Genomic DNA, 12039 nt, shown 5'->3' on the forward strand with positions numbered 1-12039 from the left:
CTGATTGCATTATTGATTTATCGCCGCGCTAATCCTTGAAAATATTGCGTCGGGAACTGGTCTGTTTTGAATCGGCGAGTTTCTGGTGCCTGCCGAGGTGCGCAGAAATGGCGGAAAACGGCCATTCCTGAAAACGGATTCCAGGAAGATTCCGAATGGATTCCGGCCGATTCATTTTTCTCGAAAAAATATTTGTGACGCTGGGGAATGTCGGAATCCGGGGGGCGATCGGATGGTCGGATTCCCGGCGGATTCAGAGAAGATGCTATTCGCTGAATGACATAACCATCTGAAAAGGCGCGATAATTATTAATGAGGTCTTCATTGGTGCCTTGCCGAGCTTGGCCGAGAACGGAATCTGGAGAGAGAGGCACTTACCATAGTTCCGAAAGCCAATGTGTAGTCCGTCGATTGTCGCGGATCGGCTTCGGAGATTATGACGATGATGCGCCGAAATATGGTGGTTACTGCGTCCGCGATTGCGATGATTGTCGGATGGAGCGCAAATGTTTACGCGCAGGCATATAACAGGGTCGCACCGCATGCGGCCGACGTGTCCAGCCCGGTCCTGGCGAGCGAGCCGGCGGTGACGCCGAATCTACTGCCGGATACGGAGCAGGTAGGGACGAAACGGCTGCTGGGGATATCCGTGGTTCCGCCGGGTCTGGACGGATGGCAGGGGGCCGGTGACGGGGTGTTCGTCAGTCGGGAACTGGACGATACGCTGAGGGGGACTTCGTTCCAGGCGGCGATGCGGGCCAGGATCGGCAAGCCGCTGACGATGGCGGACATCAATGCCGTGGTGGACGCTATATATAAAGAGTATCGCCGAGCCGGTCGGCCATTCCTGTTTGTGTCCATCCCGCCGCAGAAAGTCTCTGGGGGCCACATCCAGATCGTCGTTGATGAGTATCGCGTCGGGAAGGTGAGCGTGAGCGGGAGCAGGTGGTTCCGGACTGCTGATCTGCTGAACGTCGGCGGGCTGGAGAGCGGGCAACGGCTGACGTTGGGGCGGGAGCAGGAGGCGCTGGATCGACTGAATGGCAATCCATTTCGGTCCGCCGTTGCCGTCACGTCGTCCGGGACTGAGCGAGGTCAGGGCGACGTGACGCTGAAAGTCTCCGATCACATGCCGCTGCGCGGATACGCCGGGTTCGATACGGGCGGAACACCTATCCTTGGCAGGCAGGAATGGTTCCTGGGTGGCTCTGTGGGCCGGTTGCCGCTCGACGGGACGCTGAGTTACCAGTTCACCCATGCTGTCTCTGAGCGGTATTCAGCGCATGCCCTGAACTACTCGATGACCCTGCCGTGGCGCGACCGCATCCAGGTCTTCGGCGATTACGCATGGGAGCGCCCGGAGATCAGCATGGGGAGCGCGCTGGGGCCGATCCGCATGACCGAGAACGGCCATTCCGGGCAAGCGTCGATCAGGTATCTCCACGATTTCCGGCCATTGTTCCTGGGTGACGTTCTGATCAGGCAGCAGCTTTCTGGCGGATTCGACTACAAAACGACGAACAATGCGATCGAGTTCGGCGGGGTCAATGTTTACGCGGGCAGTGCTGAAGTCGCGCAGTTTCCGATCTCGTATCTGGTCGATGAGACGGACAAATGGGGTCGGACGACCTTCCGGAACACGTTGACGTTTTCTCCGGGGGGCCTGACCGGGGGCAATAGCAAGAAGGCCATGCAGGCCATCGTGCCGGGGGCGCGGTCGGATTACGTCTATGACACGATGTCGTTGTCGAGGCAGACGTATCTGCCGCTCGGGATGTCCTGGTCGATGGATGCGGTCGGGCAAGTCGCCAGTGGGAACCTGATGTATAGCAACCAGATCGGGCTCGGCGGCCTCTATACGACGCGCGGGTATTTCACGTCCTCTGCATATGGGTCGGTGGGTGTGACGGTGCAGAACGAACTGCACTCGCCGGCCTGGAGTGTCTGGAGGGGGTGGGATACGGAGCAGATCGGGGCGTTTGTCGATTATGGACATGTCTCGCAGGTGAAACGGATTCCCCAGGGAGTGAATCGCCTGGACCTGGCGTCGGTGGGGCTGGATGCGAAGATGAAAGTCAGGGACTACCTGGATGTGACCTTCAATGTCGGGTGGCGGCTCGCGGGGATGCCAGCGGAAAGGCGGAGTGAGGGCTACGGCGACCGGGGCGCGTTCGGGAATGTCGCAGTGACAGTCGGATTCTGATTGCGAGAGGTAACACCGAGGCGACAGGTAACACGAGTGGTAACAGAGAATTCTGTGTCGTATCAGTGCGTTATTGAGGCGTGTTACCTCTGTTACCGGTGTTACCTCGGTTTTTGGGAGAGGGCTGTAGTGTGGGTGGAAAAATAAATAATTACCGGAGCAGCCTGGACGGACCGCATTGAGGGGGCAGGCATTGTTAATTATTTTCGTCTCGCGTGAAGGTGTCCTTTTTGACTGGTAACAGAGGTAACACTGGTAACAGATATAAAGAATGGCGGTTTTCTGCCGTTTTCCAGGCATTGAGTGTTACCTGTGGTGTTACCTCTGTTACCACTGAGGGGCAGGAACGGGGCTGCCTTGGGGACGGTTACGGGATTTCTGAAGGGGGCGCTGAGAGACGCTCGGGGGATGCCCGGCTGCCGCCGGGGGTGGCGGTGATGGGGCATGTGTAGGGCTGACTAGATGATGGGTTCAGCGACCTGCTGCCGAATGCCATCTTGATGCTGATCATTCATCAAGCCGCCCGGCGGAGCCGGGAATACCAGAGCCACGCTCCGCGAGGCCCCCTTCAGCCATCTCATAAACGCCTCACACAGCCCCCGAGACCTACATCAGAGACCTACAGACCTACATGGACCTACAGCCTAAACGCCATGTAGGTCCCTCGAAAAAGCGCGGAAGACTGCCACTTTTCGGCTACGAGACCTACAGACCTACATGATTCTTAAAAATACATATTTTACGCGGGGCATCCTCCCGCCTCCAGCCGCCCGCCGCGCCTCGTGTCGCCATACGTCAACGCGATGCGTATAACAGCGTGTTTTCTGCCGGTTATGTAGGTCTGTAGGTCTCGTGGCATGTTGTCTAATAATATCAATGCGTTGCGTGGGACCTACATGCGTTTATGATGTAGGTCTCGTGTGGGTCTCTGCGGTGACCCATGTAGGTCTCCACAATAGACGGTCGCCGGGCATCCTCTCGTCGCTTATCGTTCTCCGGCTCGACCGGGTGTGCTATGAATCTGCGAACTCAACCGGCCACCAGGAGGGGGACCGCAATGACGCTCGCATCATCTGACCGCCTCGCCGATCCTGATGGCCGTGCCTGGCTCCGGGCCGCACTCAAGACGGTAAACGCCCCTCTGCCGGTCGAGACAACTCCGGAAGACCTGGTGCATTACGTCCTGGACGATCATCCCGACCTCCATGCCGCCGTTCGGATCGGCGCGCTGATCGATGAGGTTCCCGGCCGGACCATCGCCAACCTCGTTTCCCGACACGTCTTCAGTTACAATGAGTTGAATGCCGCAATGGAGCGCATCCGCTCCGTTGGCATCGATGTGACGGGGACGGAAAATGGGCGCTGGGTCTCAGAGATGGCAGGGTTCGAGGTGGTTTGAACTGCTGCCCGATGCGATCCGCATCCTCGACGCTGCCGGGCATAAGGACTGGACGTTCGGGGGCGGGACGGCTCTCGCGCTCTGGCTTGATCACCGGGTCAGCTACGACATCGACATATTCACCCGAGGCAGTCTGATCCACCTGACCTCCCAGTTCTGCCCGGAGACCAAGCGTGTGCTGGGAGCCGATGGGCAGTCCCAGTTTCCGGGCCATTATCTGAAACTGGAACTGGAGGGCGGTGAGATCGATTTCCTGACACCACCCCCGCTGACCCGCAGCCCGACGCAGGAGATGCGCCTCGAAGACATTCTGGCCCATGCTGACGTGGTGGACGCCGGGCCGGCAGGTGACAGGATCATCAACGTCGAGGTTCCGACAGAAATCCTGACACGCAAGATCATGTTCCGGGGACAGGGGTTCAAGCCGCGCGATGTGTTTGACCTGGCGGCCTCTCTGCGATGGTCGCCTGATGTCCTCGTGCCAGCCGTCGAGGTGTTCAAGGTCCAGCCCGATGCTCTCGAACAACTGGGGACCCGGCTGACCATGATGCGGCCCGTTTATGAGAAGCAGGCTCAGGAGGTCATCAATCCGCGTCCTGGATACGAATATCTACTGTCAGTCGATGCGATTGACCTAAGCCTTGCCGGAATCAGCCGGATCAAGGGGATGGTGGTCGAGCCTGATCCGGGGCTGGAGCCGGGGCCGGCTCTATCTCCATAACGGACTGTCTCTTTGACGGGCGAGGGCGGAATATGAGCGACCACGACCTTGACCGATGCAAGGCAAACATCAGCGCAATGCGGCAACGGCTTGGTGAGATCAGGCCGCTGGCGTCTGACGCCATATCTTATGTCCGTCGGTTTTATGACATCGAATTCGTTTACGAGTCGAATGCGATCGAAGGAAACACGCTGACGCTACGAGAAACGTCAGAAGTCATCGAGCACGGCATTGCAATCGGGTCGAAGCGATTGAAAGACTACATCGAGGCGATCGACCATTACGATGCCGTCCTGCTGATGCGGAGCCAGGCGGAGAGGCGCGAGATTGCGATACGAGAGGGTGACATCTGCGCTCTGCATCAATGCGTCGTCGCCAGGAGCGAGCCTCATGTTGGAGGCCGCTATAGCGAATTCCAGCGGCGGATTGCCGGGTCAGGGGTGGTGTTTCCCGACCCTTCGGAAATTCCCGACCTGATGTCGCAGTTCGGGCAAGACCTCTCACGGATCGCGGCTGACGAAGAAAACTTGCCGGAACGCGCATTCGACGCCCATCTTCGGCTTGTCTCAATTCACCCCTTCTCGGATGGAAACGGCAGGACCGCCAGGCTGTTGATGAACCTGATTCTCCTGCGTGCAGGCTACCCAATGTTGTCCATCAAACCGGAAGATCGTGGCGCTTATCTCGACGTGATCGAACATGCGCAACTGAACAATGACGACAAGCCGTTCCAGGAGTTCATGCACTTCAAGCTGGAGCGCGGAATGTCGTCCTATCTGAGCGCGATCATCGAAAATACCCCGGCGTTGAGGGATATCAGTCCAGGCGACAACGTGCCTGCCGGCGAGACGAACAAGACAACGAGCCCACGATCATCTGATCAGGGCATGTCGCCGCTCAGGCCCTGATCGGATGCTGCCATCTGTGTCGCTCCCGTGAGGCCGTCTCATTGGAACTCTTCATCCAGGAATGACTTCCGGTGTTTTTCCATCGTGATAGCGAAACGGCTCGGCCCCTGCTGTTCCTGCGCGGCTGCCTCGGTGGATATATCCCCAACAACGATCCCCAGCGCCGACATGACCGCCAGGGCGCGCCCCAATTCGACCGATGTGTGCCCTCGCTCAAATGCGATGACCCAGTTCCTGGTCTGCCCGGAAAGCTCCGCGAGCCGCGCCTGCGACATACCAAGACTCTGACGCCTCGCCTTGGCTACGTAGCGAAACTCAAACTGCGTTGTCAGTTTTATCATGGTTCCCTCCCACCGATCGGGCTGCCCAGAATGTAAGGATGCACGCTATACCGTGCAACGAAGTGATGCACGGTTTAGCGTGCATGTGTGTGGCCGCGAGGTTGACGGTCACCGCCCACGGACCATCCCCTCCGCCCGGTGCCGTGCCGCCTCAGCTTCGGCCCGGCGCCTGGCCTCGGCCGCAACCTTTTCCGCCTCAGCCGCCGCTTTGGCCGACAGCCCGTCCGTCACCGCCGCCATCGTTTTTTCCGCCGGAGCCACCCTGTCCGGCGCGGGCACATTCTCATTGCCCCACGCCTCCTTCAGCGCTTCCATCCGCTCTTCAGCCGACTTTGGCGCTTCCTTGATACGCTCCAGAGCCACCCGCCGCATCTCGATGTCGTTCCGAACAGCCTCCTGAGCAGACGGCGCGGATGCCCATGCGTGCCGGTCCATCACGAAGTCGGCAGCGTTGCCCTTTTCGCGGCTTTGCTGTCCCTCGTAAACGATTTGCCGGACCACCGTCTCGCGATCGACGGCATCCCCGACATCGCCCCGGTCGGCCGCATCCGGGGCCTCCAAGTGGCCCTCGTCGCTGATCGTCGCAGTCACTCCGTCGCGCCGGATGCGGTTGTCCCTGACATTCAGGCCGATGCGCGTGACATCAGTATAGAGACGGCAGTCCTCGCGGTGTCTGGTCATCCCCACGTAGAGCGATTCCCTGTCCAGCCCGGCCGCGTTGAGAACATACGCCCTGTCCACCGACGCACCCTGGGCGGAATGCGCCGTGACGGAATATGCATGCTGGACACGCAACGGTCTGGTATCCGGCTCATTATCCTCGGCCAGCGACAGCCGCTCTAGGTCACTCCATCTCGTTGTCACCTCGAATCCGCGCTCAAACACTAGAGTCACGACAGGCTGGCCATCCGCATTGTCCCGACAGACGTCGCGAACAACCGCAACATCGTTGTTCCGGATCATGTCCTGCCCAGCCTTGATGTTCTCGCCGAAAATTATTCGATCTCCGGCCGCCAGCGCCATCATTCCGACCACAGGTTTCCGTCCCCGGCTCAGTGCCTCGATCTCAATATCGTCTCCAGCAATCCGTCCCTCCTGACGCAGCAGGGCACGCAGATCGGAGTTCAGGTTCCGGACCTCATTATGTGTCCGGGCCAGGACCATGCGCGTTCCGGCCGGGTTCCGACGAACGTCATCGAGATAGTCCCCGATCAGGCGGCCCCGTAGTTCCTGACCTTCGCCGATGACGATCCGTCCGTGGCTATCATAAGCGCGAACAGCTTTCTCGATATCACCCGCCGCGAAGTCCCGGCTAGCCTGCCGCTGCCAGTCTGTTCTCTGTCGCCGGATTTCATCGATGCGTTGCGCTCCCAACGTTTCCGCCAGAAGCCGCATTGGCGACCCAGGGGCTACCGGCTTCAATTGCCGAGTGTCGCCGGACAGGATCACCTTCGCGCCGACCCTGGCTGTCTCTCGGAGCAGTTCTCGCATTTCCGCTGTGCCGACCATTCCGGCTTCATCGAGGATCACGACATCGTTCCGGGTGAGCTTGATTGCCTGTCCGTGCCGGTCGTCGGCAATGCGGTTCAGGAATGACCTCAAGACCGCCGCTTGCGCCTGATCGGTGTTCGTGTCCTTGGCGATAACCGATACCGCCTGGTGGCTCGGCGCGGTCACCCAGACACGCATTCCAACATCCCGAGCGGCCTCGGCGGCGGTCCCCAAGGAGAATGATTTTCCAGTCCCGGCTGAGCCTTCGACGACAGATACACCGTCACGATTCAGCGCGTGCCTTACCAATGCCGCCTGCTCGTCAGATATGGTCCCCCGGCCGGCAATGGCCCGGTCAACGATGTCACGCGATACGAATTCCCGCTCACCACGCCTGGCGAGTGCGATCCGGACGATCTCCCGTTCCGCGTCGATCATCTCGGGCGTTGCGTAAAACCGTTCGTTGGTCCTTGCGCTGACACCTCCCGTCAACTCGATCAGGTGTCCCGATCGGCGGGCGGCATTGGCCTGCTCGATGGCGTGATCGACGGTGACGCCGCGTCCCTGATGATGCTCCAGGACCGTTCCGATCAGGCGTCGATCCTCGATCACCGATTCCGTCGATGTCAGTTCCGTCAGTGCCCGCTGGAATGCCGTCTGTTTGTCCTTCGGTTCGTCCTTGGCGATGGAAGATGCAGCCAGCGCGGATTCCCAAACCGACTCCCGTGTCCAGCCTTCCTCGCGCATCTCTTTGTCCCACCGCTCACGCAGTTCGGCGCGCGTCGGCATGTCTGCTTTCGATCCCCTTGTCGCCATTGAGATGTTAGCCGCCGCTTCGCGATGGATTTCTGTGTCGATTCCCATCTTGGAGGCTGCGGCTTCGATAGCAGCGCGGCGCTTCGAGAATTTCTGTTCCAGGACCTGCGGAACGCCGAGGACGCGGAAGTTCCGCTTGACCTTAACCGTTGTTACCCCCAGTTCCCGTTCGAGTCCTTGAGCCAATGCCAAGCGATACACTGCGCCCATCGCCTGCTGATGCCGAAGCAGTTCGAAATTATCGAGCGTCCCTGTCGTGCCGTCAGCCCGACGACACACGTTCGCTAATACCGCATGATCGTGGAGTTGGGGATCGCCAGCGCGGCTGTGACCCTGCTTCGGCTTGTGAGTGTCCTTCGGATCGCTGGGGCGGCTTGTTGTGTGCTGGAATACCGCAACCATAATCTCTGCTGGTATCTCCTTAATCTCCCCGTTCTTGCCACGGCGAGTTACGATGAGCCCATTCTTGTGTGCGTATTCCAGCGCAAAGATAGTTGCCTGACTCTGCGCCCGCTCGATTTTCTCACGCTGAATGTCAGTCCCGGCGGCCCACAAAATTGACACCGATTTTGGTGCCGCGAATTGCAGATCGTAGCCCACCCGTCTCTTCTTGCCATGTTGGACGATCGATTCCTTCGTGAGCGGATCGCGGCCCATAGAAAGGTTCCGAAAATCTTTGGAATCGACCTCCGTGCCATTCATCACGAACGGGAGCGGCTGTCCCGGTTGGAGTCGTGCATTCGTCCACCAAGTGCCCGGCCTCTCGCCGGTTCCATTGTCGAGGTAGTAGGCCGCGCGGTCCCGGCCAGACCAGTCGCCTCGTTTCCGGCCCGTGGTGGATTTCTGTCCCGATGACGCTGCGGGGCTGTCTCCGGAGCCTGCCAAAATCTGTTCCCCGGCAGCCGTAACGGCAGCCTCGTCGGTCAAGCTCTCGTCCACGGATTCAATATAGTACTCAACGTCGGACAGGGGCGTGCAGGTGAACATGATTCCGGTTCCTGGAGAGGTGGTGTCATCTGCTTGATGATACCTCGGGCGCTGGCATGTTTCCGGTTCCGGAGACGATCCGGCGGAGTGCCTCGCGGAATACAGCCAGAAATGATCGGGGTCAGTTTGAATCGGCGGCTGATCCCGTCCCAGAGCGCCGCGATGGCGGTTGCTGGAATTGGCTCCGTTTCGGCAGGGTTGAATGCGTGGGTGAGTGTCCAGGACAGGCAGGATGGAGGCTCGGGAACTGTCGTGTTCTCAGGGAACGCAGTTCCCGCGTCGCGAAGCGATAAAATGGCGGAAAACCGCCATTTTCTGTCCCTACCCAGCATCGAAGGTGCGTGGTGTGTTGAGAAAAAGATTCTATTGTTTTTGAAGTTTCGTTGATGCTGAGGGTGTCTTGCTAATGCTGAGGTGTAGGCGGGAATTGAGGGGGTGTTGGGGAATGGAAGAGAGGTTTGGAAATGGTGCGAATTGGCATGGTGATGATGGGATTCGGAAATGAAGAGGAATGTGGTGGCGAGGATATGGGATGTGGTGATTCTGAAATGTGGAGTGATTCTGTAATTGAGGATGCGGGAATGAAGAGATGGAGGTGATGGATTCTGGCTGATAGAGGCTGCTTCGGATCGGTAGCATGTGATCAAGATCGCTAGAAATGGACAGGAGGTCATCGGCGATCTGATCGGATGCGTGATTCGATCTATAATAGATTTAGACGATCAACGTCTGAACGCATCAGGAGACGAAGCATGTCAACAACAACGAAACGGTCGCGCCACAATTTCGTAGGAACGGTCGATGATCTGATTCGCGAACTGGAGAACGATTGCAAGGAGAGGGAGGCGCGGAACCCGGCGACGACGTTCGACATGATCCGCGCGATCCATCCGACACTTGTCGGCATGAAGGCCAAGGGGTGGACCGACGCCGATGTGTGCGATGCCCTGGGCAAACGCGGCCTCGTCATCAGCGCCGGAACGTTCGCGACGTATATGAAAAGGATCAACAGGGAACAGCGCGAAGGGCGGGCGAAACCGGGCCGCAAGCCGAAGAACGATTCCCGGACACCCGGCTCGTCCAAACCCCCTCGCGCCGCTGAGGATTCTCCCGTCCACCAGAAAAATGCTGCGGACGATTCCACGGATTCAAACGCGCACAGTTCCTCGCGTCCGCCTGTGGATTCCGGCGCGACACGGCCTGCTGCGCCGACGATGATGGGCTTCACGTCACGGAAACCGCCATCTCTGGACGCATAACACCAGACATGGCGGCGCTGGAGAGTGCATCGGGCGGATCGGGGAATGTCTCGGTCCGCCCGATCTGTATCCGGCCAATGGCGAAAACCTCCGCCGCGATCTGAGTTATTCACTCACCCACGCTACAATGATCTCAGGGAATGCAATCGCGCATTTCAGGAAAATTGGAGTGTGAACAATGACACAGTCATCAAAGCGGCTCGTCCTCGTCGTCTCGGGCAAAGGCGGCGTCGGCAAAACGACCTTCTCCCGCCTGCTGACAGACGTGTATCGCGAGAACAACACGAAGGCCGCGATCTTCGACGCCGACGGACAGATTGGCGGCCTGGCGCGCGTCTATCACAAGGCGGGCGTGGCCTTCTATGACCTCCGGCAGGACGCAGACAGGGCAACGCTATTGAACTCGATTGCGTCGGACGCGGACGTGATTCTCCACGATCTGCCCGGCGGTTCGCTGCCCGAGATCAGCAAGATCGTTGACGGCGACGGGGAAAGCGTCGGCGGATTCCTGGCGGCCCTGCGCGAGAACGATGTCCGCCTGACGTTGGTGCATGTCATCGATAACGAGATCGAGAGCGCACAGAGCGTCGGTCAATATCTCGATTCCTTCGGCACGGATTCCGTGGATCATGTCGCCGTCCTGAACATGCGCGAAAGCCGTGATCTGAAGGCCGACTTCCCTTACTGGTTCGGCTACGAGGTCGATGGCAAGCGCCGCCATGGCAAGGCGCGCGATCGTCTGATTGCCGCCGGCGGTGTCGAGATCACCATGCCCGCGATGCAGGCCGGGACGCGCGCCAAAATCAACGCGCTGAACCTTCGCTATTCGGAGTGCGCCCGACATCCCGAACTGACGATCACCGAACGATCGATCGCGTCCCAGTTCCTGCGCGGATTCCGGAAGGCGGTTGAACCGGCCGGCGGTTTCCTCGGGCTGTGATCGGAGGATGTGTCATGGCAACCATCTTCAACGATACGGCCGATGCCCTGGGCGTCGCCCCCGAGGCCCGCAACCGCGCTTGGGCTGCGGTCGGCGCGGCCGGGATCAGTCCTGATGATCCCGAGGTCGTGCGGTTATTGGTCAACGAGCATGTCCGTTCGACGATGGCCGCACTCACGAGCGATCTGGAGAAGGCAGCGGGCACGGCGATCCGGGAATTCGGGGACGCCCAGGCTCAAGGTGAGGCTGCGGCATCGGCACGGCTTGCGACGCGCGGGACGGAATTGGCCCAGAGCCTGTCGTCTGCAATAGCAGCGAACGTCGAGCGCACGCTGGATCGGCGGGCTGAGGCCAAACTGAACATCTCGATGACGACGCAATGGGCCTGCGGGGCGATCGTTTTCTCGGTCGGATTCTACTTGGGGTCGCTGAGTATCGGTTACGTCGATGTGCCTGACGACCAGATCACGCGCTGGCTTCAGGCCCGGACGCCTTGGTTTCTGCTGTCTGCCGGCGCGGTGACGTTTATGGCCCTGCGTCTGATCGTCGCTTGGGTCGCTTCGTCACCCCTGATCCGATTCCTGCTGTGCCTGCCTCCCCGCGAGAGCATCCGGGCGTGGATGGGCCGCGATTACTGAAACCACGAAAATACAAGGAGAGGACCGATGATCAAAATCGTCAGGACATCACTGAGTATCGCGGCGGGGACAATGTTCCTGTCCGCCGCCAGCCCGATCGTGAGCATCGCGAATATGACCGGCACCGGTGCCGCGCTGCCCGGCCCGGTTCAGGCACTCGGGCAGACGATCCATCAGATCGCCCAGGCCGCGATCAGCAACTCGGGTCTGCCGCTGCCATCGGCTGACCTGGCGATTGGGCCGAATCTTGAAGCGCCAGGGCGGCTGGAGTTCGGGCAGTGAAGCGCGACGGCAAGCTCGGCGCCGGCCGGCGCGGGACCCGCGCAGCAATCACGG

At 59.7% G+C, this 12039-nt stretch carries 11 protein-coding genes; 9 read left to right on the forward strand and 2 right to left on the reverse strand.

What is annotated here, in order from left to right; genetic code table 11:
- The first annotated feature begins 436 nt into the window (after positions 1–436).
- From HLH48_RS02075 to HLH48_RS02090, 4 genes are all read left to right on the forward strand, one after another.
- Positions 437–2203, forward strand: a complete 1767-nt coding sequence (locus HLH48_RS02075; protein WP_182995843.1) for a ShlB/FhaC/HecB family hemolysin secretion/activation protein — start codon at positions 437–439, stop codon at positions 2201–2203.
- Between the two features lie 1057 nt (positions 2204–3260).
- A complete protein-coding gene (locus HLH48_RS02080; protein ID WP_182995844.1) occupies positions 3261–3602 on the forward strand; it encodes a hypothetical protein in 342 nt (113 codons plus the stop codon).
- Positions 3559–4323: a nucleotidyl transferase AbiEii/AbiGii toxin family protein gene (locus tag HLH48_RS02085; RefSeq protein WP_182995845.1), complete on the forward strand. Its 765-nt coding sequence runs from the start codon at positions 3559–3561 to the stop codon at positions 4321–4323. Before HLH48_RS02080 ends, HLH48_RS02085 begins: the two co-directional genes overlap by 44 nt.
- Before the next feature lie 32 nt (positions 4324–4355).
- Positions 4356–5231 (forward strand): Fic family protein, encoded by an 876-nt coding sequence (locus tag HLH48_RS02090; RefSeq protein ID WP_220794969.1) that lies wholly within the window; start codon positions 4356–4358, stop codon positions 5229–5231.
- 38 nt (positions 5232–5269) lie between these two features.
- Here HLH48_RS02090 and HLH48_RS02095 read toward each other — a convergent pair whose 3' ends face one another.
- Entirely contained in the window at positions 5270–5572 is a 303-nt protein-coding gene (locus tag HLH48_RS02095) for a helix-turn-helix domain-containing protein (protein ID WP_182995846.1), read from the reverse strand.
- Between the two features lie 108 nt (positions 5573–5680).
- Complete coding sequence (mobF, locus tag HLH48_RS23490) at positions 5681–8866, reverse strand: MobF family relaxase (RefSeq protein WP_182995847.1); 3186 nt, start codon at positions 8864–8866, stop codon at positions 5681–5683.
- A 111-nt stretch (positions 8867–8977) separates the two neighbouring features.
- On the opposite strand from mobF, the gene HLH48_RS02105 reads away from it, so the two are divergent.
- The 5 genes from HLH48_RS02105 to HLH48_RS02125 all read left to right on the forward strand — a co-directional run bounded on the left by HLH48_RS02105 (position 8978) and on the right by HLH48_RS02125 (position 11985).
- Entirely contained in the window at positions 8978–9253 is a 276-nt protein-coding gene (locus HLH48_RS02105; protein WP_182995848.1) for a hypothetical protein, read from the forward strand.
- 302 nt (positions 9254–9555) lie between these two features.
- A complete protein-coding gene (locus HLH48_RS02110) occupies positions 9556–10125 on the forward strand; it encodes a hypothetical protein (protein ID WP_182995849.1) in 570 nt (189 codons plus the stop codon).
- Positions 10126–10303: 178 nt separating this feature from the next.
- Positions 10304–11065, forward strand: coding sequence for a nucleotide-binding protein (locus tag HLH48_RS02115; protein WP_182995850.1), 762 nt, complete (start codon positions 10304–10306; stop codon positions 11063–11065).
- A gap of 14 nt (positions 11066–11079) precedes the next feature.
- Positions 11080–11703: a hypothetical protein gene (locus HLH48_RS02120; RefSeq protein WP_182995851.1), complete on the forward strand. Its 624-nt coding sequence runs from the start codon at positions 11080–11082 to the stop codon at positions 11701–11703.
- A 27-nt stretch (positions 11704–11730) separates the two neighbouring features.
- Positions 11731–11985 (forward strand): hypothetical protein, encoded by a 255-nt coding sequence (locus HLH48_RS02125; protein WP_182995852.1) that lies wholly within the window; start codon positions 11731–11733, stop codon positions 11983–11985.
- Positions 11986–12039: the final 54 nt, after the last annotated feature.

The sequence above is a fragment of the Gluconacetobacter sacchari genome (assembly GCF_014174255.1).
Lineage (GTDB): Bacteria > Pseudomonadota > Alphaproteobacteria > Acetobacterales > Acetobacteraceae > Gluconacetobacter > Gluconacetobacter sacchari.